The following is a 26,891-nucleotide window of genomic DNA, read 5'->3' on the forward strand; positions in this document are numbered from 1 at the left end:
GGCGTCGGTCGGAACGGCGACGTAACGTGGACCGGATGTCCTCGCCCGCCCCCGCGACGCTCGCCTCCTGGCTGCGCACCCGCAGCGACGAGCAGCTGGCCGCGCTGCTGTCCGCCCGGCCCGACGTGGCCCGCCCCGCGCCGTCCGACGTCGTGGCCCTCGCCAGCCGGCTGGCCGTGCCCGTGTCGGTCGACCGCGCCCTCGACGAGCTGGACGCCGCCACGCTGCAGGTGCTCGACGTGGTGCTGCTCGCCGACACCGACGGCGTGGACGCCGCCGACCTGCCCGCCGCGCTGCCCGCGGTGCCCGACGACGTGCTGCAGGGTGCCGTCGACCGGCTCACCACGCGGGCGCTGCTGTGGGGCGACGACGTCCTGCACGCCCCCGAGCCGGTGCGCCGCGCGGTCCGCCACCCGGCCGGCCTGGGACGGCGGGCGGGCGAGCTGCGGCTGACGCTGCCGGCCGACCTGCCGAAGGCGCTGGCCGAGCTGCCGGCCGAGGAGCGCGACGTGCTGCTGCGGCTGGCCGGCGACCGCCCCGTGGGTCACCTCCCCGACACCGACGGCAGCGCCGCCTCCCCCGCCCGGCGGCTGCTGCAGCGCGGGCTGCTGGCCCGCATCGACGCGCTCAACGTGGAGCTGCCCCGCGAGCTCGGGCTGCAGCTGCGCGGGGGCCTGCCCTACGGCCCGCCGCGGGTGCGCCCGGAGCCGGCCGTCGTCGAGCGGGACCCGGCCGTCGTCGACCGGCAGGCCGCCGGTGCCGCGATGGAGGCGATCGGGCGGGTCGGCGAGCTGCTGACCCTGCTCGAGGAGGAGCCGGCGGGGCTGCTGCGCAGCGGGGGCGTCGGCGTCCGCGACCAGAAGCGGCTGGCCCGCGCCCTGCAGGTGCCGGAGCCCGAGGCGGGCTGGCTGCTGGAGCTGGCGTACGCGGCCGGCCTGCTCGACGTCGGCGGGCCGCACCGCGACGAGTGGCTGCCCACCCGCGCCTTCGACCTGTGGCGGGAACAGGAGCTGCCCGACCGGTGGGCGACGCTGGCCGCCGGCTGGCTGGCCGCCGTGCGGCTGCCCTCCCTGGCCGGGCAGCGCGACGTCTCGGGCAAGGCGGTCAACGCCCTGTCCCCCGACCTGGTCCGGCACACCGCGCCGGCGATCCGCCGCTCGGCGCTCAGCGCGCTGGCCGAGTACCCGCCCGGCCGGGGCGTGGCCGCCGACGACCTGGTCGCGCTGCTGCGCTGGCGCACCCCGCGGCGGGCCGACCGGCTGGCCCCCGTGCCCGACCTGCTGGCCGAGGCCGCGCGGCTGGGCGTCGTCGTCGGCGGGGTGCTGTCCGGCGGCGGGCGCGGGCTGCTGGCCACCGGTGAGGACGGCGCGGCGGACGGCATGCGCGGGCTGCTGCCCGACCCGGTCGACCACGTGCTGGCCCAGCCCGACCTGTCGCTGGTGGCGCCCGGCCCGCTGGTGGCCGAGCTCGCCGACACCCTCGCCGTCGTCGCCGACGTCGAGTCCTCGGGCGGGGCGACGGTGTTCCGGGTGTCGGAGGCCAGCGTGCGCCGCGCCCTGGACTCCGGCTGGTCGGCCACCGACCTGCACGAGTTCTTCGCCCGCGCCTCGCGGACGCCGGTGCCGCAGGCCCTCGACTACCTGGTGGACGACGTCGCCCGCCAGCACGGCCGGCTGCGGGTGGGCGCGATCGAGAGCTACGTGCGCTCCGACGACCACGGGCTGCTCTCCCAGGTGCTCAACGACCGGCGCACGGCCAGCGCGGAGCTGCGCCGCCTCGCGCCCGGGGTGCTGGTCAGCGGGCTGGGGGCCGACGAGGTGCTCACGGTGCTGCGCGGCGCGGGCTACGCCCCGGCCGGCGAGTCCCCCGGCGGCGCCGTCCTCACCCGCCCGCCGGCCCGGCCGCGCGCCGCGGGCCGCCGTCCCGGGGGGTCGGCCCCGCAGGCGCCGCGGCCCCTCACCGGCGACGAGGTGGCCGCCACGGTGCGGGAGATCCGCGCCGGCGACGCCGCCCTGGCCGCCCGCCGCGGCGAGGCCGTGCGGCAGGTCCCCGGGGTCACCACGGCGAGCACGCTGGAGCTGCTCTCGCGGGCGGTCCGCGAGGGCGTGCCGGTGTGGCTGGGCTACGTCGACGCCCAGGGCAGCGGCAGCCAGCGCGTCGTCCAGCCGGTGTCGCTGGCCGGCGGCTTCCTGCAGGGCTACGACGAACGCCGGGGGGAGAGCCGGACGTTCGCCGTCCACCGGATCACCTCGGTGGCGCTGGTGGAGGACGAGGAGCGGGCCGCGTCGTCCTGACGTCTCGCACGCGTGAACCGCTTGCCTCCCGCAACGGTCGACGCGACCCTCCCGCTGCATGGGGACCGACGGGAGCACCGCCGAGCAGCTGGCCACTGCGCTGGGGACGGTGCTGGGGATCGACGACCTGCCCGTCCGGCTGCGGGCGTGGGACGGCTCCGTGGCCGGCCCGCCGGGCGCTCCGGTGGTCACCGTCCGCGACCGGCGGGCGCTGCGGCGCCTGGTCTGGGCGCCGGGTCAGGTGGGCCTGGGCCGCGCCTACGTCGTCGGGGAGCTCGACGTGGAGGACGACGTCGTGGCCACCCTGGCGGCCCTGACGACGGCCGGGTGGTCCGCCACCACCGAGCGCCCGCCGGTCCCGACGGTGCGGCAGCGCGCCTGCCTCGTGGGCACCGCCGCCCGGCTCGGGGCCCTCGGGCCACCTCCTCCGCGGCCGCCGCAGGAGGTGCCGGCACGCCGGTCCGGGCGCCGGCACACCCGGACCCGGGACGCCGCCGCGGTCTCCCACCACTACGACGTGGGCAACGACTTCTACCGCCTCGTCCTCGGCCCGACACTGGTCTACTCGTGCGCCGTCTGGGCCTCCCCCGCCACCGGCCTGGACGCCGCGCAGGAGGCCAAGCTCGACCTGGTCTGCCGCAAGCTCGCCCTGCGTCCGGGCGCCCGGCTGCTCGACGTCGGCTGCGGCTGGGGCAGCCTGGCGCTGCACGCCGCGCAGCGGTACGGGGCCGACGTCGTGGGGGTGACCATCTCCGCCGCGCAGGCGGCGCTGGCCCGCGAGCGGGTCGCCGCCGCCGGGCTCGCCGACCGGGTGGAGATCCGGGTCCAGGACTACCGCGACGTCCCCGACGGCCCGTTCGACGCCATCAGCTCGATCGGCATGGCCGAGCACGTCGGCGCGGCCGGGATGCCGGCGTACGTCGCCACCCTGCGCGACCTGCTCCGCCCCGGCGGCCGGCTGCTCAACCACGCCATCGCCCAGAACGCCGGGGACCCCCGCTCGCGCCGCGGCACCTTCATCAACCGGTTCGTCTTCCCCGACGGCGAGCTGCTCCGGCTGGGCGACACCGTCACCGCGCTGGAGGCCGGCGGCCTGGAGGTGCTCGACGTCGAGGCGCTACGCCGGCACTACGCGCTCACCCTGCGGGCCTGGCTGGAGCGCCTGGAGAAGCACTGGGACGCCGCGGTGGCCGCCAGCGACGAGGGCCGGGCGCGGGTGTGGCGGCTGTACATGGCGGCCAGCGCCCTGGCGTTCGAGACCGGGCGGCTGGGGGTCGACCAGGTGCTCACCCGGCGTCCCGGCGGTGAGGAGCCGCCGCTGCGCCTGCGCGCCTGGCTGTGAGCCCAGGTCACACGCTCAGCGGGAAGGGCCTGTCGGTCCCCGTGGTTACCGTGTCGGAGGCCGTGCGCGGCCGCCGTCCCCTCCCGCCTGCCGAAAGGTCCCCGTGAACGACGGACCCCTCATCGTCCAGTCGGACAAGACGCTGCTGCTCGAGGTCGACCACCCGGCCGCCCGCGAGTGCCGCGCGGCGATCGCGCCGTTCGCCGAGCTCGAGCGCTCGCCCGAGCACGTGCACACCTACCGGGTGACGCCGCTGGCGCTGTGGAACGCGCGCGCCGCCGGGCACGACGCCGAGCAGGTCGTCGACGCGCTGGTCCGCTACTCGCGCTACCCCGTGCCGCACGCGCTGCTGGTCGACGTCGCCGACACGATGGACCGCTTCGGCCGGCTGACCCTGCAGAACGACCCGGTGCACGGGCTGGTCCTCACCAGCTCCGACCGGGCGGTGCTCGAGGAGGTCGTCCGCAGCAAGAAGGTCGCCCCGATGCTGGGCGCGCGGATCGACGGCGACACCGTCGTCGTCCACCCCTCCGAGCGCGGCCGGCTCAAGCAGGCGCTGCTCAAGGTCGGCTGGCCGGCCGAGGACCTCGCCGGCTACGTCGACGGCCAGGCGCACCCGATCGAGCTGGCGCAGGACGGCTGGCACCTGCGCGACTACCAGCAGGAGGCCGTCGAGGGCTTCTGGCAGGGCGGCTCGGGCGTCGTCGTCCTCCCCTGTGGTGCGGGCAAGACGCTGGTCGGCGCCGCGGCGATGGCCGAGGCCAGGGCGACGACGCTGATCCTGGTGACCAACACCGTCTCCGGTCGGCAGTGGAAGCGCGAGCTGCTGGCCCGCACCTCGCTGACCGAGGACGAGATCGGCGAGTACTCCGGCGAGCGCAAGGAGATCCGCCCGGTCACCATCGCGACCTACCAGGTGATCACCACCCGCCGGAAGGGCGAGTACCGGCACCTGGACCTCTTCGACGCGCAGGACTGGGGGCTGATCGTCTACGACGAGGTGCACCTGCTGCCCGCGCCGATCTTCCGGCTCACCGCCGACCTGCAGTCCCGCCGCCGGCTGGGCCTGACCGCCACGCTGGTGCGCGAGGACGGCCGGGAGGACGACGTCTTCTCGCTGATCGGCCCGAAGCGCTACGACGCCCCGTGGAAGGACATCGAGTCCCAGGGCTACATCGCGCCGGCCGAGTGCATCGAGGTCCGGGTGTCGCTCGACGACGAGGAGCGGATGACCTACGCGGTCGCCGAGCCCGAGGAGCGCTACCGGATCGCCGCGACCGCGACGTCGAAGCTGCCGGTGATCCGCCGGGTGCTCGACCGGCACCCCGACGAGCAGAAGCTGGTGATCGGCGCGTACCTCGACCAGCTCGACGAGCTCGGCCGGGCGCTGGACGCCCCGGTCATCCAGGGCTCGACCACCAACCGGGAGCGGGAGAAGCTCTTCGACGCCTTCCGCGCCGGGGAGATCAAGACGCTGGTGGTGTCCAAGGTCGCCAACTTCTCCATCGACCTGCCCGAGGCCGCGGTCGCCGTCCAGGTGTCGGGCACCTTCGGGTCGCGGCAGGAGGAGGCCCAGCGGCTGGGCCGGGTGCTGCGCCCCAAGGCCGACGGCCGGCAGGCGCACTTCTACACCGTGGTCAGCCGCGACACCCTCGACGCCGAGTACGCCGCCCACCGGCAGCGCTTCCTGGCCGAGCAGGGCTACGCGTACACGATCGTCGACGCCGCCGACCTGGCCGGCCCGGGTGAGGTCAACGGCCCCGACTGGGTGGACGAGCCCGCCGACTGACGAAGGACCCTCTGCCCCCCACCACTCGCGAGCTCGCGGCGGGACCTGGCCGCGGTGCGACGCCGGACGAGCGGGGGCCCGGAGGGTCCCCCGAGGAGGGTGGGACCGCACGGCCCCGCCCTAGGGGGACGGCACCTGGGTGCGGTGCGACCCGGAGGGTCGCTGTGTCATCGTCCACGCGGCGATCTGCGCGCGGGAGCGGAAGCCCAGCCGGGTGAGGATCTGCTCGACGTGCGACTCCGCCGTCCGCGGTGAGATGACCAGCCGCGCGGCGATCTCCCGGTCGGTCAGCCCCTGGGCCACCAGGTCGGCCACCTCCCGCTGGCGGCGGGTCAGCGGGCCGGACGGCGGGGGCGTCGGCGTCCCCGCCACCGGCCCCTCCCCCAGTGCCAGCGCGACCGCCGACGCCCGCTCGAGGGCGCTGCCCTCGGCGTGCCGGGCGCCCCACCGCTGCTCGCCGAGGGCGCGACGGGCCACCCTCGTCCAGCGGTCGTCCACCGCGGTCAGCGGCCCCGGTAGCCGGGCGGGCACCGACCGCCAGACCGCGTCGGCCGCGCCGGCCAGCCGGGCGGCCGTCTCGGCATCCCCACGGGCGGCCGCGGTCCAGCCGAGGGCGGTCACGCAGAGCGCGACGCCGCTGCGGTCGTCGACCTCCCGCATGAGTCGCAGCGCCTGCTCCTCGAGCCGGGTGGCCGCTGCCGGGTCGCCGGCCGCCAGCCGCACCAGGCCCTGCCCCCAGAGGGCGTGGGACCGGGTCCACGGGTCCGCGGCTCCGGCGAGGCTCGTGACCAAGGCTGCGTCGGCGGATCCGAGATCGCCGGCGAGCAGGGCGGTCACCCCGACGTCGGCCCAGCAGAAGGCCGCGGCCGACGCTCCGGCCGCCTCGTGCTCCGCGGCCGCGGCGCGCAGCAGGCGGTCGGCCGCCGCCAGGTCGGCACGGAACAGCGCCGCCTGGCCGAGGTACTGGGTGGCCAGCGCGGCCACCGCCGGCTGGTCCAGCGCCCGCGCGTCCCGGAGCCCCTCCTCCAGCAGCGGGACGGCGGTGTCCGGGTCGGTCGCGACGAGGGCGAGGTATCCGGCGACGACCCGGGCCCGCGCCCGCTCGGGGCAGCGTGCCGGCACCGCCCGCAGCAGCAGGTCCAGCCAGCGCCGTCCCTCGCCGAGGTGGCCGCGGGCCGCCCAGTACAGCCAGGTGTCGGCGGCGGTCGCGAGCCCGGCCGCCTCCTCGCCGGGCGTGCGCAGGCAGTGCTCCAGCGCAGGGGCGAGCTCGGCGTGCACCCCGGCCAGCCGGTCGAAGGCGGCCACCTGCCCGGGGCCGAGGAACTCCGCCGCCGCGTCGGCCACGAGCCGGGCGCACCAGTCCCGGTGCCGCCGGTGCACCACCTGCTCCTGCCCCGACGCCGCGAGCAGGTCGCGACCGAACGCCCGGACGGTCTCCAGCATCCCGAACCGGCTCCCGGCGCCGTTCCGGACGACGGTGAGCAGCGAGGCGTCGACCAGCCCGCCGATCGCGTCGAGCAGGTCCGCCTCCGGAAGCCCGTCGTCCGCGCACACCGCCTCGGCGGCCGCCAGGTCGAAACCCCCGGCGAAGACCGAAGAGCGCGCCCACAGCAGCCGCTCGCGCCCGCCGAGCAGGTCCGCGCTCCACTCCATCGTCGCCCGCAGCGTTCGGTGCCGGTCCGGCCCCGCGGCCCCGGGCCGGCGCAGCAGCCCGAAGCGGTCGTCGAGCCGGTCCAGCAGCTCGGCCGGGGTCAGCGTGCGCAACCGGACGGCGGCCAGCTCGATCGCCAGGGGGATGCCGTCCAGCCTCCGGCACAGCTCGGCGAGGGTGCCGTCGTCCGCCGGGGTCAGCACCAGGTCGGGGGCCGCCGCCCGGGCCCGCTGACCGAGCAGCGCCACCGCCTCGGATCCCGCACCGACCGGCAGCGGCGGCACCGCGAGCAGCGCCTCCCCCGGCAGGTCCAGCGGCGTCCGGCTCGTGGCCAGGACCGACAGGCCGGGGCAGGCGGGGGTGAGCGCGTCGAGCAGCACGGCGCAGGCGTCACGCAGGTGCTCGCAGTTGTCGAGCACCAGCAGCACCCGCCGCTCGCCGAGGACGTCGGCCAGCGACGCCGGGAGCCAGCGGCCCGTGCTGTCCCGGACGTCGAAGGCGGCCGCGACCTGCGCGGCGGCGAGCGCGGGGTCGGCGACCGCGGTGAGGTCGGCCAGCACGACCCCGTCGGGGAAGGACCGGCGCAGCTCGTCGGCGGCCCGCAGGGCCAGCCGGGTCTTGCCCACCCCGCCCGGCCCCACCAGCGTCACCAGCCGCGACTCCGCCAGCAGCTCGCGCACCCGGCCCAGCTCGGCCCGCCGGCCGACGAACGAGCTGCGCTCGGCCGGCAGCCGGGACCCCGTCGCGGGGGCTGCCCGCCGCACCATGGCCGGGGACCGTAGCGGCCGGGTACGGGTGCGTGGGAGGACCCGTACCACCCTCCGGGAGATGCCCGCTGTGCGCACCGCCCGCCGGCGGCGAGCGTGGCCGCATGGGCGCGCGCGGGCACGGGGAGACCGGGCTCTTCCTCGTGCAGTTCCGCAGCTGCCCGCCGTCGGTGGCCGACGCGGTGGAGATGCACCGCGCCCTCCGCCGGGCGGTGACCCGGCTCGGCGCGGCCGGGACGGCGATCCGCTGGTGCGCCGCCTGGATCCTCCCCGACGAGTGCCGGTGCCTGTGCCTGGTGCAGGCGGCACGGCAGGCCGACGTCGTCCTCGCCCGCGACCTGGCCGCCCTGCCCACCGCGTCCGTCGCCCCGGCCCGCGCGCTGGACGGGCCTCCCCTCCCCCGAACCGGAAGCAGGTCCTGACATGTCCGCCACCGACGCCCGCCGTCCCGTCCCCACCGCGGCCGGCGGCCTGCGCGGCCGGGTCGCCCGGCGCCCGCTGACCGCCTTCCTCGTCCTGGTCGCCGTCGTGGGGTGGCCGCTCATGTCGCTGCCCGCGCTCACCACCCACGGGGTCCTGCCCGGCGGGCCGCTCCCGCAGGAGCCGTTCGCCCTCGGGACGACGCTGCTGGTGATGCTGCCCGCCGCGCTGTGGGTCACCGCGGTCGCCGACGGGCGCTCCGCCGTCCGGGTCCTGCTCCGCCGCGCCGTGCAGTGGCGCTTCGGCGCCGGCTGGTGGGCCGCGGTGCTGCTGGCCCTGCCGGTGCTCACCCTCGCCGTCGGGGTGGCCGCGGGGCAGGGCCTGCAGACCGGCGACCTGCTCGCGACGCTGGCGTCCGGCGCCCTCTCCGTGGTGGCCGCGGTGCTGCTCGTGCACCTGTGGGAGGAGACGGTGTGGGCCGGTTTCTTCCAGGGCCGCCTGGAGCGGCGGCACGGCTTCCTCGCGGCCGCCGCGCTGACCGCCGTCCCGTTCGCGGCGGTCCACCTGCCGCTGGCCTTCATCGGCGACCTGACGCCCGGCGGCGTCGGCCTCGCCGCCGGCGGGCTGCTGGTGCTCGGGGTGCTGATGCGGCTCCTGGTGGGCGCCACCGTGCGCGGCGCCGCCGGCAGCCTGCTGGCCGCCGGGATCGTGCACGCGACGTTCAACGCCTCCAACAACGAGGGCAACCTGGTCGACGACCTGCTCGCCGGCGGCCAGCCCACGCTCTACGCGGTCGTCGCCGCGGTGCTGTTCACGGCCGGCGCCCTGCTCGCGGTGCGGGGCCGGCGCTGAGTCGTCAGCCGCCCGAGACGGCACGCGAGCGGCTGGTCGCCGAGGGCCGGCTGATCCCGGCCACCGGGCCACGCTTCATCCCGGAGCCCGTGGCGGCCGCTCCTGGAGCGCCGAGCATCTCCGAGGCACTGGCCGAACAGCGCGCCGAGCGACTGTGATCGCCTTCGACGGTTCCGCCCTCACGAAGCTCGTCGTCCGCGAACAGGAGACCCCGCCTCTGCGCGCGTGGTCGGCAGCCCGTGAGGAGGCCGCGTGGTCAGCCAGCTCCCTGACCCGTGTCGAGGTCGTGCGGGCCGTGGCTCGGGCCGGGCCGCCGCGGTGCCGACTGCTCGCAGACTCCTCGCGGGGATGGACCTGATCCCCCTGAGCCTGGATCTCCTCGATGTGGCCGCCGACCTCGGGCCGCCGTCCCTGCGCGGCCTCGACGCCGTCCACCTGGCGACGGCCCTGATCCTCGGGTCGGCGCTGGACGCCTTCGTGGTCCACGACGAGCGGCTGGCGCAGGCTGCCACCGACGCGGGGCTGCCCGTCGTCGCACCGTCCTGACCCGGCTCAGACCTCCGCCAGCACCGCCCCCAGCCGGCGCACGCCCTCCGCGATCCGTTCCGGGGTGTTCGTGGTGAACGACAGCCGCAGCGTGGCGCGGTCCGGCGTCCCGGCGTAGAAGGCCGCACCGGGCACGAAGGCGACGTCGTGGGCCAGCGCACGGTGCAGCAGGTCGGCGGTGTCGGGGGTCCCGGGCAGGCGCACCCAGACGAACATCCCGCCGTCGGGGTCGGTCCAGGTGCTCCCCTGCGGCAGCGCGTGCGGCAGGGCCTCGACGAGGGCGTCACGGCGCGCGCGGTAGGCCGAGCACAGGGTCATGACGTGCGCCTCCACGTCGGCCCCGGCGAACCAGGCCGCCGCGGCGGCCTGGTCGATGGTGGAGGTGTGCAGGTCCGCCGCCTGCTTGGCGACGGTCAGCGCGGGCAGCAGCCGGGAGGGCGCCCGCAGCCAGCCCAGCCGCAGCCCCGGCGCGGCGATCTTGGAGAAGCTGCCGACGTGCAGCACGTGGTCGTCGGCGCCCGGCTGCGCGGCCAGCGGGAGCACCGGGGCGCCGCGGTAGCGCAGCTCGCCGTAGGGGTCGTCCTCGACGACCCAGACGCCGTGCCGGGCGGTGAGCTCGACGACCTCGGCCCGCCGCTGCGCCGGCATGGTGCGGCCGGTGGGGTTGGCGAAGGTCGGGACCAGGTACAGCAGCGCCGGCCGCTCCCGCTCCAGGACGTCGGCCAGCGCGGCCGGGTCGATGCCGTGCTCGTCGGTGGGCACGGGCACCACCCGGGCGCCGGCGAGCTGGAAGCACTGCAGCGCCGCGAGGTAGGTCGGGTCCTCCACCAGCACGACCGCACCCGGGTCGAGCAGCGCCGTCGCGACGAGGGTCAGCGCCTGCTGCGAGCCGGACGTGACCAGCAGGTCGTCGACGGTGGTGAGCAGGCCGCGGGCGGTCATCCGGGCGGCGACCCGGGCTCGCAGCTCCCGGTCGCCCTCGGTGGGCGCGTACTGGAGCGCCCGGCGGGCCGACGACCCCCACAGCACGGCGTCGTAGGCGGCGCGGACGCCGTCGAGGTCGAACAGCTCCGGCGCGGGCAGGCCACCGGCGAAGGAGACGACCTCCGGCCGGTCGAGGAGGGCCAGCAGCTCGCGGACCGGCGAGCTGGCCACCCCGGCCAGTCGCTCGGCGAGGGCGGGGGCAGGACGGGAGAGGGCGAGGGAGGACACGGGTGCTCCAGGAGGGACTGCACGGTGAGGGGGACGGCGCCGGGGTGCGGGTGGTGTGCCGCTGTCACCCGGGCCGGGAGGGCCTCCTGGTCGAGGAGCCGCACCCAGCGTACGACCGCTGCCGGCGCGACGCCCCGCACGACGCCCGGGTGGGACGGCTGGGGCGCGGTGGGCAGCCGGGACCGGCGGAACGCGCGACCCGGCCGGTCGCGGGCATGACGATGCCCACACCGTCCGGGTCGGACGGGGCATCGGCGCAGGTCAGCGGCGGAACGGTCGGCGCCATACGTCCTCGCGGACGGCGCGCGCGGGAGGTGGCCGGTTCGGCGTGTTGCTCGCCGCCCAGGCAGGATGACTCCCGACATGGCGAGTGCAGCACGCGCGGAGGCGGTCGCCCCGCAGAGGACCAGCCGACCGCTCCGGGCCTGGCAGCAGGCCGCGTTGGAGCAGTACGAACAGGAGTCACCGAAGGACTTCCTCGTCACCGCGACGCCGGGCGCAGGCAAGACGACCTTCGCCCTCACCCTGGCCGCGCGGCTGCTGCAGCGGCGCGAGGTCGCCCGCGTGATCGTCGTCTGCCCGACCGACCACCTGCGCCTGCAGTGGGCCGAGGCCGCCGACCGCATGGGCATCGTCCTGGACCCGAACCTGACCAACGCCGTCGGCCCGGTGCGCGCCGGCACCCAGGGCTACGTGACCACCTACGCGCAGGTCGCGGGCAAGCCGATGCTGCACGCGGCCCGCGCCACCGCCGTGAAGACGGTGGTCATCCTCGACGAGGTGCACCACGCCGGTGACGGCCTGTCCTGGGGCGAGGCGGTCGAGGAGGCCTACGGCTTCGCCGCGCGCCGGCTGTGCCTGACCGGGACGCCGTTCCGCACCAAGCCCGACGAGCGCATCCCCTTCGTGCGCTACGAGGAGGACGGCTTCGAGGGCGACGACGGCGAGGGCGGCATGGGGCTGGTCAGCCGCGCCGACTACACCTACGGCTACAAGGAGGCGCTGGCCGACAGCGTCGTCCGCCCGGTCGTCTTCGCCGCCTACACCGGCACCTCGCGCTGGCGGAACTCCGCCGGCGAGGTCGTCGCCGCGTCGCTGTCCGAGGCCGGCACCCGGTCGGTGGAGATGCAGGCCTGGCGCACCGCCCTGGACCCCAAGGGCCAGTGGGTGCCGCACGTCATCGCGGCCATGGACGACCGGATCACCCACCTGCGCGAGGAGGGCGGCATGCCCGACGCCGCCGGGCTGATCCTCGCCAGCGACCAGGACGACGCCCGCGCCTACGCCAAGATCGTCCGCCGGGTCACCGGCAAGGCACCCGAGCTGATCCTCTCGGACGACCCCAAGGCGTCGAAGAAGATCGAGCGCTTCGCCACCGGCTCGGCCCGGATCGCCGTCTGCGTGCGGATGATCTCCGAGGGCGTCGACGTCCCGCGGGCCGCCGTCCTGGCGTGGATGACCTCCTACCGGACGCCGCTGTTCTTCGCCCAGGCGGTCGGCCGCGTCGTCCGCGCGCGGGCCGCGCACGAGTCGGCGACGGTGTTCCTCCCCGCCGTGCGCCCGCTGCTGTCGCTGGCCGCGTCGATGGAGGAGCAGCGCAACCACGTCATGCCGCCGCCCAAGGCGCAGGACCCCGAGGGCCTCGACCTCGAGCCGCTCCCGGCCAAGGAGCGCGAGCCGGTCACCATGAAGCAGTTCGAGGCGCTGGAGGCCGACGCCCGCTTCGCCCACGTGCTGCACAGCGGCACCGCGCACACCGGCGAGGGCCGCCCGGCCACGGGGCGGGCGGGGGACGACATGGCCGCCGAGGAGGAGGACTTCCTCGGCATCCCCGGCCTGCTGACGCCGGAGCAGACGGCGTCCCTGCTGGCCCGGCGGGACGAGGAGCTGCGGCTGCGCATCGCCCAGCGCGTCCACGACGACGACACCGGCGAGCTGCCCATCGTCGAGGACCACCCCGACGAGGACGACGCCGGCCGCTCCTGGCGCGACGCCGCCGAGCTGCGCCGGGAGGTCAACCGGCTGGTCGCCCGGGTCGCGGCCAAGACCTCCAGGCCGCACGGGGTGGTGCACACCGAGCTGCGCAAGGCCGTCCCCGGCCCGCCGTCGGCCTCGGCGTCGGTCGAGGTGCTCCGCGCCCGCCGCGAACGCCTCCGCACGATGCTGTGACACTGCGGTCCTCCGGACCGCACCGCGGCCACGTGCCGTCCCCCGGTTGAGCTGAGCCCGCCCGGCCGCTCGTCGGGGACCCTCCGGGGCCCCGCTCCCCACGACCCCTGCACGAAGCCCCGCCGCAGGTCAGCCACCTGACCGAGCAGGCCGAGGTGATCTGCCCGGAGCCGGGGTGAGCAGGCCGCGGGCGGCGGCGAGGGCCACGGCCTCGGTGCGCCCGCCCGCGCCGAGCTTGGCCAGGATCCGGCTGACGTGCACGCTCGCGGTCTTCTCGCTGATGTACAGCTCCGCACCGATCTGCCGGTTGGTGCGGCCCTGGGCCAGCAGCCGCAGCACCTCGGCCTCCCGCGGCGTGAACACCGCCGCCGCGTCCGGCACGCGCCCGACCCCGGGCAGGTCGAGCCGCCCCCGCCGGGCCAGGGCCGTGACCGCCGACCGCAGCGGAGCCGCGCCGAGCCGGGCGGCGACCTCCGCGGCGGCACGCAGCTCCTCGGCCGCGGCGGCCCGGTCGCCGACGGCCAGCAGCGCCTCGGCCAGCCGCCACCGCGACCGGGCCTGCTCGTAGACGTGCCCGTAGCCGAAGGCGTCGACCGCGGCCCGCCACGGTGCCGGCTCCGCCCGGCCGGAGAGCCGGGCCGCCTCGGCCTCCACGCGGGCCTGCCAGGCGGCCGCCTCCACCCCGAACGGCCCGACGTCGCGCAGGTGGTCCTCGACCGCCGCGCGGGCCTCGGTGACCAGCTCCTGCCCCGCCTCGACCCAGCGCCGCGCCGCCGCCTCGTCGCCCTGCAGGCGGGCGGTCGCGGCGGCGTCCCCGACCGGGGCCAGCGCGGTCGCGACCAGCCGGAGCACGGCGAGCCGGTCGACGTCCCAGTGCGTCCGCACCTGCCGCACCGCCTCGCGCGCCCGTGCCACGGCGGTCCCGGCGTCCCCGGCCCAGGCGGCCAGGTCGATCTCCGCCCCGGCCGTCGCCAGCAGCAGCAGGACGTGCGCGTCCAGCCGCTCGATCAGCCCGCGGGCCCAGACCACGCGCTCGGCGGCCGACGGGTCCCCGCGGCCGACCTGCACCAGCAGCCCGGCGGCGCGCACGTGGGCGGCCATCTCCGGCACCCGCGCCAGCCGGTCGGCCAGCGCCAGGCTACCGTCCCAGTCGCCGGACACGTACCGGGCCGACACGCCCAGGTGGCGCAGCTCGGCGCCGTAGAACGACCACTCGACGCCGAGCTCGGCGGCGCGGTCCAGCGCCGCGTCGACCCGGCGCAGCGTGGCGGCGACGTCGCCGGCCTCGTACGGGACGACGGCGAGGTTGAACAGCACCCGCAGCTCGACGTCGGTGTCGCCCGACCGCCGGGCCCGCACGAGGGCCTCCTCCAGCCGGCCGGTGAGGTCGCTGCCGCCGCGCATGCGGGCCAGCGAGACCGCGGTGTCGGCCCACGCGCTGTCCAGGCCCAGGGCGTCGGCGGCGGCCAGTGCCTCGTCGGCCGCGGCGTCGGCCTCCGCCCGGCGGCCCAGGGACCAGCTGGTGCGCGCGTGGGTGGCCGCCGCCCAGGTGCGCACCGGGGACGGCGGGTCGGCCGGCACCAGCGCCATGGCCCGGCTGCTCTCCCGGTAGGCCGCCGCCTGGTCCTCGATCCGGCCCAGCGCCTGGGCCAGCCGGTAGTGCACCCGCGCCCGCTCGACCGGGTCGCCGTCCGGGCCGAGCAGGTCCAGCGCGGCGCGGATCAGCGCCACCGCCCGCTGCGGCTCCCCCGCGGTGCGGGCCGCGGCCGCGCTGTCGAGCAGCAGGGTCGGCTGGTCGCGCCCGGCGCGGGGAGCGGCGTCGGGCACGGCCGGCCACAGCGCCAGCGCCGTCTCCAGGTGCTGCAGCTGCTCGGCGGGCGCACCGGCGCGGCACGCCTCGGCCGCCGCCTCCAGCGACGCGGAGAACGCGCCGGCGAGGTCGTTGCTGGCGCGGGCGTGGTGGGCCAGCTCCGCGGCGGTGCCGGCCCCCGGCGTGGCGGCGAGGTGGGCGGCCGTGGTGGCGTGCAGCCGGACCCGCTCGCCGGGCAGCAGGTCGGCCAGGACGGCCTCGCGCAGCAGGGCGTGCCGGAAGCGGTAGCGGCCACCGTCGGAGACCACGAGCAGGTGGTGGTGCACCGCCTCGGCGAGGGCGGCCTCCAGGTCGGCCGGGGGCAGCCCGCTGACGGCGGCGACCAGGTCGTGGCGCACCTGCCGGCCGGCGACCGCGGCCACCCGCAGCACCTGCTGGGCCGCCTCGCCGAGCTGCTCCACCCGGGCCAGCAGCACGTCGGTCAGCCCCAGCGGCAGCGTCTCGCCGGCCAGCCCGGCGGCGAGCAGCTCCTCGGCGTAGAAGGCGTTGCCCTCGGCGCGGGCGACGACGTCCTCGACCGTGCGGTCGGGCACGCCGGCGGCCAGGCCGCGCACCAGCTCGCCGACGGCGGCGTCCGGGAGCGGCGCGAGCTCCAGCCGCTCGACCACGGGCAGCCGGACCAGCTCGGCGAGCAGCGGGCGCAGCGGGTGGCGGCGGTGCAGGTCGTCGGAGCGGTAGGAGGCGACGAGCGCGATCGGCTCCTCGGCCAGCCGGGCGAGCAGGTAGCGCAGCAGGTCGCGGCTGGAGCGGTCGGCCCAGTGCAGGTCCTCGAGGACGACGAGCAGCGGCGTCTCCGCGGCCAGCTCGCCCAGCAGCGCCGCGACCGACTCGAACAGCTGCAGCCGCCCGCCGTCCGCGACGGGACGGCGCACCAGCGGGCGGCCGAGGTCGGCGGCGTCCCCCGCCGGCAGCTCGGGGACCGCGGGGGCGCCCCGGCCCGACAGCAGCTCCGGCAGCCCGGGCTGCCCGGACCCCGCCGCCACCGGGCGCAGCAGGTCGACGAACGGCAGGTAGGGCAGCCCGACGTCGCCGAGGTCGACGCAGTGCCCGGTGAGCACGCGCAGGCCCCGCTGGGCGGCGCGCGCGGCGAGCTCGTCGAGCAGCCGGGTCTTGCCGACGCCGGCGTCCCCGGCGAGCAGCACCGCCCCGGCACGGCCCTCGAGAGCGTGGTCGACCGTGGCCAGGAGGCGGGCGAGCTCGGCGTCCCGGCCCACCAGCGGTCGGTCGTCGTCCCACTGCGGCACGGCGCCGATCGTGGCAGAAGGACCCTCCTGCCTCCCCACGCGCAGCGGGAGGACCCCGTCCTCCGTCAGCGCGCCCGCCGGGACCAGCGGGTGGTCCAGGCGTTGCGCCGGGTGCGGGTGCCGCGGCCGATCTGCTGCAGCAGCTCGCGGCGGTAGGCCAGCTCGGCCTCCAGTCCCGGGTTCGGGTAGGTGCTCACGACCGTCTCCTGTCGTCGTCGGATCGATGACGACGACGGTCGTGCTGAGGGGGCACCCACGGCATCGGTCGGTCGGGCGGACCTGCCGGGGTGGATCGCGGCTGAGGCCCCTCAGCCGGCCCTCTTCTGGTGGGGTGTGACGCCTGGTGCGCGTCCGCTGCCCCCCGGCACTGCCCGGCAGGATCGCCCCCCTGGGATGGGGCAGGGCGGCCGACCCCGGTGTCCGAGGAGAGGACGGCGATGGGCGAGAAGAGCAGCAGCCACGTCCCCGTGACCCACGAACGCTGTGCGCACGTCGAGGGCCCCTTCTACCACGGGACGAAGGCCGCGCTCCAGGCCGGCGACGAGCTGGTTCCCGGCTACGGCTCCAACTTCCAGGAGGGCCGGGTGTCGAACCACGTCTACTTCACCGCGCTCGTGGACACAGCCGCGTGGGGAGCGGAGCTGGCGACAGCGCTGGCCGGGAGCGCGGAGCGGGGACACGTCTACGTCGTGGAGCCCCTGGGCCCCTTCGAGGACGACCCGAACGTGACCGACGAGCGGTTCCCCGGCAACCCCACGCAGTCCTACCGCACCCGCCATCCGCTGCGCGTCGTCGGGGAACTGGACGACTGGGAGGGCCATGACCCGGAGGTCCTGGAGGGGATGCTGGACAGCCTGACGCGGCTGCGGGAACGGGGGCTGGACGTCATCGAGGACTAGCAGGGGTCCTCGCGTCGGCAGACGACACAGCTCTGCTCTCCCGCAGCGGAACAGCTGTTCCGCTGCGGGAGAGCAGAGCCGGCCGGTGCCACCACGCCTCCACCGTGAGGGAGGGCCGGGCCTCAGCGCAGCTCGGTGCCCTTGGTCTCCTGCAGGGTGAGGATGACGGCGAACGCGACCGCGGCGCCCACGGCGACGTACCAGAAGAACCACAGCGGGTGCCCGGCCTCGGACAGCCAGGTGATCACCAGGGGAGCCGTGCCGCCGAACGTGGCGACGGTCAGGTTGTACCAGGAGCCGATGCCGATGGCCCGCAGCTCGGTGGGGAACAGCTCGCTCATGATCGCCGGGGCGATCGAGGCCATGAGCGCGTAGAGCCCGAGGCCGGTGCAGAAGACGACGATCAGCGAGAGCAGGTTGTCGCGGACCAGGAAGGACAGCGGCACGATCAGCACGGCCATCGCGCCCGACCAGATCAGCAGCTGCGGCTTGCGCCCGATGTGGTCGGAGAGCTTCCCGAACGGGTAGCACAGCGCGACGAACAGCGCGGTGCCGATCGAGAGCGCGATGAAGACGTCGGTCTTGTCGGCGTCCCGGAAGGTGATCGCGAACGGCGTCAGCGCGCTGAAGAACGTGTAGTACGACAGCGTCGACAGCAGCGTGAACGCGCACAGCTGCACCACGGCCTTGGGGTGGTGCTTGATCGTCTGCAGCAGCGGGTGCTTCGTCGCGCGGGCCTTCTCGGCGTTCTCCTCGAACTGCTCGGTCTCCACCAGTGACCGGCGCAGCCACATGCCCACCAGGCCGAGCACGCCGCCGATGAAGAAGGCGATCCGCCAGCCGTAGGACTCCAACTGGTCCTGGCTGAGCGTGCTGGTCAGCAGCACGCCGAGCAGGGACGCCGCCAGCAGCGCCGACCCGGTGGAGATGTAGAAGAACGACGAGTACCGCCCGCGGTGGGCGGGCGGGGCGATCTCGCCGAGGTACGCGGAGGCGTTGGACACCTCACCACCGAGGGACATGCCCTGGGCGACCCGGGCGAGCAGCAGCAGGATCGGCGCCAGCCAGCCGACCTGCTCGTAGGTGGGCAGGATCGCGATGACCATCGAGCCGCCGGCCATCAGCAGGATGGTCAGCAGCATCCCGGCCTTGCGGCCGCGCAGGTCGGCGAACCGGCCGAGCAGGATGCCGCCCAGCGGCCGGAAGAAGAAGGCCAGCGCGTAGGTCGACGTCGCGCCGATCAGGGCGAGCGCCTGGTTCTCCGCCGGGAAGAACTGGCCGGCGAAGAAGACGACGAACGTCGCGTAGACCGTCCAGTCGAACCACTCGACCGCGTTGCCGATGCTTGCCGAGACCAGCGTCCGGACCGGCAGCCGGTGCCGCTCCTCGGTCGTCGTCGTGCCCGGACCCTGGTGGACCGTGTCGGCCATGGGACCTCCCCACGTCGCCCGAGATGTGGATTCGGATCGACCGTAAGGGCGACACGCCACGACGGCACGCCGAAGCAGGAGAAGGGTCCGGACCGGGCGACGGCCGCCTCGCGGCGAGAGGCACAACGCGGCTCCAGACCCCCGACCGAGGTCGGGGCGGTGGTCCGCGAAGGCGTAACCAAATTGGCACCCGGGGGCACGATGCGCCCGGCCCGGACGCTCTCCACGCTACCCCCGCGGACGCCCGCTCACACGGCCCGGGGCGGGGGACTTCGCCCCTCCGGACCGCGTGCCACACTCCGCCCGTGGCCGACCTGACCGACGCCGAGGCGCGCGTGCTGGCCGCCGTCGACGAGGCCTGGGCGGTCTCCCGGCTGCAGGAGCTGGTGGCCGTCCCCTCGGTCGGCGGCACCCCGGCGGAGTGCGAGGTGCAGCACCTGGTCGGTGACCGGCTGGAGGAGCTCGGCTGCGCCGTCGACCGCTGGCCGATCGACCTCGCCGCGGCAGCGACGGAACCGGACGCGCCCGGCCAGGAGGTCGAGCGCAGCGAGGCGTGGGGCGTGGTCGGCACGGCGCCGGCGGCCGAGGACGGGACGCCGGCGCTGGTCTTCTCCGGCCACACCGACGTCGTCCCGCCCGGGGACCGCGCGCTGTGGCCCGGCGACCCGTTCGACCCGCGCGTCGCCGACGGCGCGGTGCACGGCCGCGGCTCCTGCGACATGAAGGCCGGCGTGGTGGCCGCGCTCGCCGCGCTGGCCGCCGTCCGGACGGCGGGGGTGCGGCTGGCCCGACCGGTCGCGGTGCACGCCGTCGTCGGCGAGGAGGACGGCGGGCTCGGCGCCTGGGCGACCCTGCGGCGCGGGCACCGCGGCGAGGTGTGCGTCATCCCCGAGCCGACCGCCGGCGCCGTGGTCACCGCCAACGCCGGTGCGCTCACCTTCCGGCTCGAGGTCCCCGGGCACGCCGCACACGCCGCCCACCGCGACCGCGGGGTGAGCGCGGTCGAGAAGTTCGCCGAGGTGCACGCCGGGCTGTGCGCGTTCGAGGCCGAGCGGCAGCAGGGCGCCGACCCGCGCTTCGGCGACGCCCCCTACCCGTACGGCATCAACATCGGGCGGGTGCGGGCCGGGGACTGGGCCAGCTCGGTGCCCGACCGGCTGGTCGCCGACGGCCGCTACGGCGTCCGGCTCGGCGAGGACGTCGCCGCGGCGCGGGCCGCCCTCGAGGCACGGCTGGCCGAGCTGTGCGCCGCCGATCCCTGGCTGGCCGGGCACCCGGTGCGCCTGACGTGGACCGGTGGCGCCTTCGCCAGCGGCTCGCTGCCGCACGGGCACCCGCTGCTGCCCGCCGTCCAGCGCGCGGTCGCCGACACCGGCGCCGGGGTGCCGCCCGAACGGGCCATCCCGGCCGGCAGCGACCTGCGGCTCTACGCCGCGGCCGGGGTGCCGACGCTGCACTACGGCCCCGGTGACCTGCACCTGGCGCACGGTCCGCTGGAGCGCGTGCCGGTCGACGAGCTGGTCACCGCGGCACGGGCGTTCGCGCTGCTGACCCTGCGCACCTGCGGGGTGGCATGACGCTCGTCGGGTTCGAGGCGTGGGCGCGGCTGGCCGGGGACTCCCCCACCTCCCGCACCGAGTGGGCGGCCGTCGTCGCCGCGTGGGGTGAGCCGCACCGCCGGTACCACGACCTCCGGCACCTGGCCGCCGTCCTCGGGCTGGTCGGGGAGCTGGCCGCCGCCGCGACCGACCCCGACGCGGTGCGGCTGGCCGCCTGGTACCACGACGTGGTCTACGACCCCCGTCGCGGCGACAACGAACAGGTCAGCGCCGAGCGGGCGCGCGCCGGCCTGCGCGGGCTGGTGCCGCCGGAGCGGGTCGAGGAGGTGGCCCGGCTGGTGCTGCTCACCGCCGGGCACGCCCCGGCTCCGGACGACGCGAACGGCGCGGTCCTCTGCGACGCCGACCTCGCGGTGCTCGCCGGACCGCCCGAGGCCTACGCCGCGTACGCCTCCGCGGTGCGCGAGGAGTACGGGCACCTCTCCGACGCCGAGTTCACCGCCGGTCGCACCGCCGTCCTCGAGCACCTGCTGGCGCTGCCGGCGCTGTACCGGCTGCCGGCCGTCGCCGCCGAGTGGACGCCGCGGGCGCGGGCCAACCTCGCCGCCGAGCTCAGCCTGCTACAGCGCCGCGCCTCTCCTGGGTCGCAGGGGCCGCCCCAGCGGCACGGACCCCCCGCGTCTTCTTGAGCCGCAGCCCCGCCCCCATCAGCCGGGCGAGCAGCTCGCGCCCGCCGACCGGCTCGGCGCCGGCGGCCACCGCCACCTCGTAGAGCTCGTCGGGGACGTCGTAGTGGTCGCCCTGGAACGCCCGCCGCGGGATGCCCAGCTCCGTGGCGACGAAGGCGTGCAGCTCCTCGTAGGAGACGTCGCTGACCAGGTGCGACCAGCGCCGCCCGCGCCACGGCCACACCGGGGGGTCGATCAGCACCGCCACGGCGACAGTCTGCCCGCGGCACTAGCGTTCTGCCGGTGAGCGAGCAGATCCGCTGGGGCGTCGTCGGACCGGGCCGCATCGCCGAGAACGTGATGGCGGACTTCGCGCACGTGCCCGGCGCCCGGCCGGTCGCGGTCGCCTCCCGGTCGGCACAGCGCGCGGCGGCGTTCGCCGAGCGGCACGGGCTCGAGCGGGCGCACGGCTCCTACGCCGACGTCCTGGCCGACCCGGACGTCGACGTGCTGTACGTGGCCACGCCGCACCCCCAGCACCACGCGGTCGCCCTCGCCGCGATCGACGCGGGCAAGGCGCTGCTGGTCGAGAAGACCTTCACGGCCACGACCGAGGGCGCGCGCGAGGTGGTCGAGCGGGCCCGGGAGCGCGGGGTCTTCGTCATGGAGGCGATGTGGACGCGGTTCCAGCCGGTCGTCGTCCGGCTGCGGGAGCTGGTGGCCGACGGCGCGATCGGCGAGGTCCGCTCGGTGCAGGCCGACCTCGGCGTGGCCCGCGAGTACGACCCCGCCGACCGGCTGTTCGCCCACGACCTCGGCGGCGGCGCGCTGCTCGACGTCGGCGTCTACGTCGTCTCGTTCGCGCAGATGGTGCTCGGCGACCCGGACACCGTCACCGCGACCGGGTCGCTGTTCCCCACCGGCGTCGACGCCGAGGCCGCGCTGCTGCTGGGGTACGCCGACGGCCGGTCGGCCACGCTGACGGCCTCGCTGCGGTACCCGACGCCCGGGCAGGCGCGGGTGTTCGGCACCGCCGGCTGGATCGACGTCCTGCCCCGCTTCCACCACCCGCGCACCATCGTGCTGCACCGCGCCGGCGCCGATCCGGAGGAGATCACGCTGCCGCCGACGGGCACCGGCTACAGCCACGAGTTCGCCGAGGTGACCGAGTGCCTGCGGGCCGGGCGGACCGAGAGCGCCGTGATGCCGCTGGCCGACACCCTCGCCGTCCAGTCGGTTCTCGGCCGGGCCGCCGACCAGCTCGGCGTGGCGTTCCGGGAGGACCGGCACGTGCTCGCGTGACGCCACCCGGACGGGGGTCCGCCTCGAGCCGCCGCCGGGTTTGCCGACGGTCACACCGACCGCCCGGTCGCCCCCGATCCGTCCGGAGTCCAGCGTGTTCGTCGTCGGAGCCCTCGGTGCGCTCACCGCCGAGGTCGCCGCCGCCTCCACCGTCAGCGGGCCGTGGCCGGTCCGGGCGTCGCCGGCGCCGTCGGGGTCGTGTCCCCGTTGGACCTGCCGGACTCCGCGGACGACGCCACGGGGACCGACGACTCCGCCACCCCGGAGCGGCAGGCCCGCGAGGCCGCCCGCGACGCCGAGGAGCAGGCCCGCGAGGCCGCCGAGCGCGAGACGGAGCGCAGCTCCGACGACGGGTGTCGTCCGGTGGGACGACGGTGTCACGGCGTCCCGGGCTGCGACGTCTCCGGGGGCGCCCAGGCCCGGCCGCTGGCCTGGTCGGCGGTGGGCACGCGGGTCGGCGTCCGGCCCGCGCGGCGCACCGCCTCGGCGAAGACCACGGCGTCGGTGACGGCCGCACCCCCGGGGTCGTTGTTGAAGTACACGAGGACGTCGGAGTCGCCGTGGGTCTCCGACAGCCGCTCGGCCCACGCCTGCAGCGTCTCCGGGCGGTAGGCCCAGCCCTCGGCCCCGGTGTGCAGGCGCAGGTACCCCCAGTCGGCGGTGCGCCACAGCGGCGCGACCGGCTGCTCGGCCCGGTCGGCCCAGCACAGCGCCGCGCCGTAGCGCTCGAGCAGCGCGCGGACCTCGTCGGTCCACCAGGAGTCGTGCCGCGGCTCGACGGCGACGCGGACGCCGGCCGGGAACTGCGCGAGGCACTCGCGCAGCAGGTCCGGGTCGGCCTTCAGCGTGGGCGGCAGCTGCAGCAGGACGGCGTCGAGCCGGTCGCCGAGGCCGGCCATCCGGTCCACCAGCCGGGCGACCGGCTCCCCGGGGTCGCGCAACCGCTTGACGTGGGTGAGGAACCGGCTGGCCTTGACCGCCCACCGGTAGTCGGCGGGTGTGCGCTCCCGCCAGGCCTCGAAGGTGGTCCGCTCGGGCAGCCGGTAGAAGGCGTTGTTGCTCTCGACGGTGGCGAAGTGCTCCGCATGGTGCTCCAGCCACAGCCGCTGCGGCAGTCCCGGCGGGTAGAAGCGGCCGCGCCAGTCGCGGTACTGCCAGCCCGACGTCCCGATGAGCACCGCCACGGCAGCCGCCTACCCGCCCCGGCCGCCGCCGACGCGGATCGGCCGCGCCCCTCGGATTGGGGGGATCCGCTCCCCCTCCGCTCGGCTGCCGGGCGCGCCGCCGCAGGACGACCGTGACCCCCACGAGACCGGCCCACGGTGGTGTGGGGTCCGGCGCGACTGCGGAGTAGGCGATGACCAGGACACGACCGACCCAGCACGGCGGTCGCGGGGGTGCGCACAAGGCTGTGGTTCCCCCCGCGTCGCGAACGTCCCGATCCTCCAGGCGACTGATCGCCGGCGGTCTGGCGGCCCTGACGGCCACCGGGAGCCTGGTGACCTTCGCGACCATGGCCCAGGCCGGGAACCCGCCTCTGGGCCCCGGCAACATCGAGGTCTTCCCCAAGCGCGACATGGTGGCCCTCGAGGGCTACACCGACCAGGCCGGCGAGACGGCGACCGTCACCGTCTCGCGCAACGGGCAGCAGATCGGGATCGGTGAGGGCGTCGTCGACGCGACCGGCTTCCTGGAGTTCAACCACCCGGGTGGCTCCTGCTGGACCGGCGTGACGCCCAACATCCAGGGCGGCGACCTCGTCGAGGTGCGCTTCAGCGAGACCGCCTTCACCGACGGCGCCTACGTCAGCTCGGCGAAGATCACCAGCGTCACCCACAGCGACTTCGCCGCGACGGCGGCGGACGGCGACGTCGAGGGCACGGTCACCATCAGCGGCACCTACGGCGACGACTTCGGCACCCGCTTCGACCTCTCGCGCTTCGTCGTCGAGGTGGTCAACCCGGAGATGCGCCGTCCCGACCCGAGCACGCCGCCCACCCTCATCGGCGAGCGGGCGATCGGCTGGACGCCGGTCGTCGACCCGGCCGAGCCCAACGGCGGCCCGGGGTACGAGGTCACGGGCACCGCCGCGGACGGCGCCTTCTCGGTCACCTTCGGCATGTACTCCGCCGCCGACGCCGAGCGGGTCCTCGACGGCGAGCACGTGGTGACCTCCTGGATGCAGGACTCGGGCGAGCTGGCTCTCGGCAACTCGCTGTACGAGTTCGGCGAGACCGACGGCCCCGGCTTCGGTGGCTGCCCGGCCGGTCCGGCTTCGCAGGCCCCGGTGCCTCCCACGAGCGTCACGGCGACCCGGAGCGGCACGGACGTCACGCTGAACTGGACGACCCCGGCCCAGCCGGTGGACGCCAACCCGGTCACCCAGTACCGGGTGGCCGTCGTCGACGGGGTCACCGGGCAGGAGATCGCCGTCCGCCAGGGCGCCAACCCCGGCGAGAACTCGGCGACCATCCACGGCCTGGTCGCCGAGCAGGCCTACGGGCTCATCCTCGAGGCCACCAACGGCCAGTGGAGCCCCGTGGTGCAGCTGGGCACGCTCAACGCCGACGGCAGCATCACCCCGGCGACCGACCCGACCAACCCCGACACCACCGGTGGCGGCACGGGCGGCACGGGCGGCACGGGTGACGGCACCGGGGGTGGCGGCACCGGCGAGACCCCGACCGAGCCGGTCGCGGCGCCGCCGACGGCTCCGTCCCTCACCCGCGTCCTGGGCGGCCACGAGTCGGTCACGGCCGAGTGGACGGCGGCACAGCCGGGCAACGCCACCAGCCCGGTCACCGGCTACGAGATCATGGCCACGCCGGCAGCCGGCAGCACCGCCACCCCGGTGACGGCGCAGGCCCTGGCCACGGCCACCTCGGGCACGGTCACCGGTCTGGCCAACGGCGTCGACTACACCGTCCAGGTGTTCGCCCTCGCCGGTGACCAGCGCACCGGCAGCACCACGGCCACGGGCGTCAACGCGGTCGTCAAGCCGGGCGACGTCGTGACCGTCAGCCGGGCCCAGTACCGCGCCGACCGGCGGGAGTACCGGATCTCCGGCACCGCCCAGGACACCACCGCCAACCGGGTGCACCTGCGGGTCGGCGACGTCGCGGGCAGCGGTCAGGTCATCCAGCTCAACGTCCCGGTCCTGGCCGACGGCACCTGGTCGGTCGACCTCCGCAACGGTCCGGTCCTGCCGACCAACAACCGGTTCAACGTCACCTCCGACTCGGGGGCCAGCACGGTCGCCGCTCTGACGCGGTCGCGCTGATCCGGCCGGCACACGTCAGGGCAGCGGCCGGGCCCTGACACCCCGGACACACCGAGGGCCCGTTCCCGTTCGCGGGGGCGGGTCCTCGGTGCGCACGCGTGACTGCGCCACCGCGCGGGCACACCGAGCCGCGTGACCGACCTCCCCCCGACCGTCTTCGTGCTGTTCGGCGCCACCGGTGACCTGTCCCGCCGGATGGTGCTGCCGGCCTTCTTCGAACTCGCCCAGCGCGGCCTGCTCCCGGAGGACTGGCGGCTGGTCGGCAACGGCCGCGGCGACGTCTCGCACGTGGACTTCGCCGACCTGGTGCACGACGCGCTCACCGAGTTCGGCCCGCACCCCGACCAGGGCCCGTGGGAGCAGTTCGCCGCGCGGCTGCGCTTCGCCGGCGGCGGCTTCGAGGAGTCCGACCCGGGCAGCCTGCTCGACGTCCTCGGCGAGGCGCGCGAGGAGCTGGGTGGCGACCCGCAGCTGGTGCACTACCTGGCCGTCCCGCCGTCGGCCTTCGAGAAGCTGACCCGGGCACTGGGGCAGCACGGGCTCACCGAGGGCGCACGCGTCGTCTACGAGAAGCCCTACGGCACCTCGCCGGAGAGCTTCCGCGAGCTCGACGACCTGGTGCACTCCGTGCTCGACGAGGACCAGGTCTTCCGGATCGACCACTTCCTGGGCAAGGAGGGCACCCAGGACCTGCACGTGCTGCGCTTCGCCAACGGCCTGTTCCAGCACGCGTGGCACCGCGACCACGTGGCGCAGGTGCAGGTCGACGTCCCCGAGGACCTCGACGTCGCCCAGCGCGCGGAGTTCTACGACGCCACCGGCGCCGCCCTCGACATGCTGGTCACCCACCTGTTCCAGGTCGCCGCCGAGGTCGCGATGGAGCCGCCGGCCAGCTTCGGCCCCGCCGACCTGCAGGAGGCCCGCGAGAGCGTGCTCGCCGCCTTCCGGCCCCTGGACCCCGACGAGGTCGTGCTCGGCCAGTTCGACGGCTACACCGACATCGAGGGCGTCGCCGACGGCTCGCGGACCGACACCTACGTCGCCGCCCGGCTGTGGGTCGACACCGACCGCTGGCACGGCGTCCCGTTCGTGCTGCGGACCGGCAAGCGCATGGCGGCCAGCGAGCAGCGGGTGAGCCTGCTGCTGCGCCGTCCCGACGGGCCGGTCACCGACGTCCCCGGCCACGGCAACGTGCTGTCCCTGTCGCTGTCGGGGTCGGGCGCGGTGGACCTGCAGGTCGTCGCCAAGGAACCCGGCCCCGACCTCTCCCTCGCCACGGCGACGGCCACGCTGCAGCTGGCCGACGTCCCCGGGGGGACGCCGCTGCCGCCCTACGTGTCCCTGCTGCACGACGTGCTCGTCGGCGACCGGTCGCTGTTCACCAGCAGCGACGGCCTGGCGCACGCGTGGCGGGCGTTCGCCCCGCTGCAGCAGCGCCCTCCGCAGGTGCACCGCTACGCGCCGGGCTCCTGGGGCCCGGAGGAGGCCGAGGCGCTGGCCGAGCCCTGCGGCTGGCTGCTGGGCGACGGACGCCGCTGAAGAAGGGCCACCCTTCCCCCCACGCCTCGGAAGAGGACCCCCTTGCCCCCCACTCGCA

20 protein-coding genes are annotated in these 26,891 nt (G+C 76.4%); 13 read left to right on the plus strand and 7 right to left on the minus strand.

Going from position 1 to position 26,891, the window contains the following annotated elements; genetic code table 11:
* Positions 1–35: 35 nt before the first annotated feature.
* The 3 genes from BLS21_RS12345 (at position 36) to BLS21_RS12355 (ending at position 5,425) form a co-directional block, all read left to right on the plus strand.
* Positions 36–2,294, plus strand: a complete 2,259-nt coding sequence (locus BLS21_RS12345) for a helicase C-terminal domain-containing protein (RefSeq protein ID WP_091219146.1) — start codon at positions 36–38, stop codon at positions 2,292–2,294.
* Between the two features lie 58 nt (positions 2,295–2,352).
* A complete protein-coding gene (locus BLS21_RS12350; RefSeq protein ID WP_091218529.1) occupies positions 2,353–3,636 on the plus strand; it encodes an SAM-dependent methyltransferase in 1,284 nt (427 codons plus the stop codon).
* 103 nt (positions 3,637–3,739) lie between these two features.
* Entirely contained in the window at positions 3,740–5,425 is a 1,686-nt protein-coding gene (locus BLS21_RS12355; protein WP_091218531.1) for a DNA repair helicase XPB, read from the plus strand.
* Between the two features lie 120 nt (positions 5,426–5,545).
* Here the strand turns inward: BLS21_RS12355 and BLS21_RS26215 are convergent, their stop codons facing one another.
* Positions 5,546–7,843 (minus strand): ATP-binding protein, encoded by a 2,298-nt coding sequence (locus BLS21_RS26215; protein WP_091218533.1) that lies wholly within the window; start codon positions 7,841–7,843, stop codon positions 5,546–5,548.
* 104 nt (positions 7,844–7,947) lie between these two features.
* Here BLS21_RS26215 and BLS21_RS12365 point away from each other — a divergent pair, with 104 nt between their 5' ends.
* The 3 genes from BLS21_RS12365 (at position 7,948) to BLS21_RS25565 (ending at position 9,661) form a co-directional block, all read left to right on the plus strand.
* The gene (locus tag BLS21_RS12365) at positions 7,948–8,265 is read left to right on the plus strand and encodes a hypothetical protein (protein WP_091218536.1); all 318 of its coding nucleotides are present in this window, start codon (positions 7,948–7,950) and stop codon (positions 8,263–8,265) included.
* Between the two features lies 1 nt (position 8,266).
* Positions 8,267–9,115 carry a type II CAAX endopeptidase family protein gene (locus tag BLS21_RS12370; RefSeq protein ID WP_091218538.1) on the plus strand — a complete coding sequence of 283 codons (849 nt, stop codon included), beginning with the start codon at positions 8,267–8,269 and terminating at the stop codon, positions 9,113–9,115.
* 348 nt (positions 9,116–9,463) lie between these two features.
* Positions 9,464–9,661 (plus strand): PIN domain-containing protein, encoded by a 198-nt coding sequence (locus BLS21_RS25565; protein WP_217636109.1) that lies wholly within the window; start codon positions 9,464–9,466, stop codon positions 9,659–9,661.
* Positions 9,662–9,667: 6 nt separating this feature from the next.
* Here BLS21_RS25565 and BLS21_RS12380 read toward each other — a convergent pair whose 3' ends face one another.
* The gene (locus BLS21_RS12380) at positions 9,668–10,873 is read right to left on the minus strand and encodes an aminotransferase-like domain-containing protein (protein ID WP_217636110.1); all 1,206 of its coding nucleotides are present in this window, start codon (positions 10,871–10,873) and stop codon (positions 9,668–9,670) included.
* Positions 10,874–11,236: 363 nt separating this feature from the next.
* On the opposite strand from BLS21_RS12380, the gene BLS21_RS12385 reads away from it, so the two are divergent.
* The gene (locus tag BLS21_RS12385) at positions 11,237–13,042 is read left to right on the plus strand and encodes a DEAD/DEAH box helicase (RefSeq protein WP_091218540.1); all 1,806 of its coding nucleotides are present in this window, start codon (positions 11,237–11,239) and stop codon (positions 13,040–13,042) included.
* Positions 13,043–13,171: 129 nt separating this feature from the next.
* Here the strand turns inward: BLS21_RS12385 and BLS21_RS12390 are convergent, their stop codons facing one another.
* Complete coding sequence (locus BLS21_RS12390) at positions 13,172–16,156, minus strand: ATP-binding protein (protein WP_091218543.1); 2,985 nt, start codon at positions 16,154–16,156, stop codon at positions 13,172–13,174.
* Between the two features lie 65 nt (positions 16,157–16,221).
* Positions 16,222–16,353, minus strand: a complete 132-nt coding sequence (locus BLS21_RS26220; RefSeq protein WP_281241934.1) for a hypothetical protein — start codon at positions 16,351–16,353, stop codon at positions 16,222–16,224.
* A 240-nt stretch (positions 16,354–16,593) separates the two neighbouring features.
* On the opposite strand from BLS21_RS26220, the gene arr reads away from it, so the two are divergent.
* Positions 16,594–17,055: an NAD(+)--rifampin ADP-ribosyltransferase gene (arr, locus tag BLS21_RS12395; RefSeq protein WP_091218545.1), complete on the plus strand. Its 462-nt coding sequence runs from the start codon at positions 16,594–16,596 to the stop codon at positions 17,053–17,055.
* 122 nt (positions 17,056–17,177) lie between these two features.
* On the opposite strand, the gene BLS21_RS12400 is transcribed toward arr, so the two are convergent.
* The gene (locus tag BLS21_RS12400; RefSeq protein WP_091218547.1) at positions 17,178–18,485 is read right to left on the minus strand and encodes an MFS transporter; all 1,308 of its coding nucleotides are present in this window, start codon (positions 18,483–18,485) and stop codon (positions 17,178–17,180) included.
* A 305-nt stretch (positions 18,486–18,790) separates the two neighbouring features.
* Between BLS21_RS12400 and BLS21_RS12405 the strand changes: the two genes are divergently transcribed.
* Together BLS21_RS12405 and BLS21_RS12410 are read left to right on the plus strand one after the other, a co-directional pair.
* A complete protein-coding gene (locus BLS21_RS12405; protein ID WP_091218549.1) occupies positions 18,791–20,062 on the plus strand; it encodes an ArgE/DapE family deacylase in 1,272 nt (423 codons plus the stop codon).
* Entirely contained in the window at positions 20,059–20,733 is a 675-nt protein-coding gene (locus BLS21_RS12410) for an HD domain-containing protein (protein WP_091218551.1), read from the plus strand. The genes BLS21_RS12405 and BLS21_RS12410 overlap by 4 nt, the downstream gene beginning before the upstream one ends.
* Here the strand turns inward: BLS21_RS12410 and BLS21_RS12415 are convergent.
* Positions 20,657–20,980 (minus strand): DUF4031 domain-containing protein, encoded by a 324-nt coding sequence (locus tag BLS21_RS12415; RefSeq protein WP_091218554.1) that lies wholly within the window; start codon positions 20,978–20,980, stop codon positions 20,657–20,659. The genes BLS21_RS12410 and BLS21_RS12415 overlap by 77 nt on opposite strands.
* A gap of 35 nt (positions 20,981–21,015) precedes the next feature.
* Here BLS21_RS12415 and BLS21_RS12420 point away from each other — a divergent pair, with 35 nt between their 5' ends.
* Complete coding sequence (locus BLS21_RS12420) at positions 21,016–22,014, plus strand: Gfo/Idh/MocA family protein (RefSeq protein ID WP_091218557.1); 999 nt, start codon at positions 21,016–21,018, stop codon at positions 22,012–22,014.
* Between the two features lie 377 nt (positions 22,015–22,391).
* On the opposite strand, the gene BLS21_RS12425 is transcribed toward BLS21_RS12420, so the two are convergent.
* Entirely contained in the window at positions 22,392–23,198 is an 807-nt protein-coding gene (locus BLS21_RS12425; protein ID WP_091218559.1) for a DUF72 domain-containing protein, read from the minus strand.
* A gap of 314 nt (positions 23,199–23,512) precedes the next feature.
* Between BLS21_RS12425 and BLS21_RS12430 the strand changes: the two genes are divergently transcribed.
* Together BLS21_RS12430 and BLS21_RS12435 are read left to right on the plus strand one after the other, a co-directional pair.
* Positions 23,513–25,294 (plus strand): fibronectin type III domain-containing protein, encoded by a 1,782-nt coding sequence (locus BLS21_RS12430; RefSeq protein ID WP_091218566.1) that lies wholly within the window; start codon positions 23,513–23,515, stop codon positions 25,292–25,294.
* 132 nt (positions 25,295–25,426) lie between these two features.
* Positions 25,427–26,833 (plus strand): glucose-6-phosphate dehydrogenase, encoded by a 1,407-nt coding sequence (locus tag BLS21_RS12435; RefSeq protein WP_091218568.1) that lies wholly within the window; start codon positions 25,427–25,429, stop codon positions 26,831–26,833.
* Positions 26,834–26,891 lie beyond the last annotated feature (58 nt).

The sequence above is a fragment of the Geodermatophilus siccatus genome (assembly GCF_900103785.1).
Lineage (GTDB): Bacteria > Actinomycetota > Actinomycetes > Mycobacteriales > Geodermatophilaceae > Geodermatophilus > Geodermatophilus siccatus.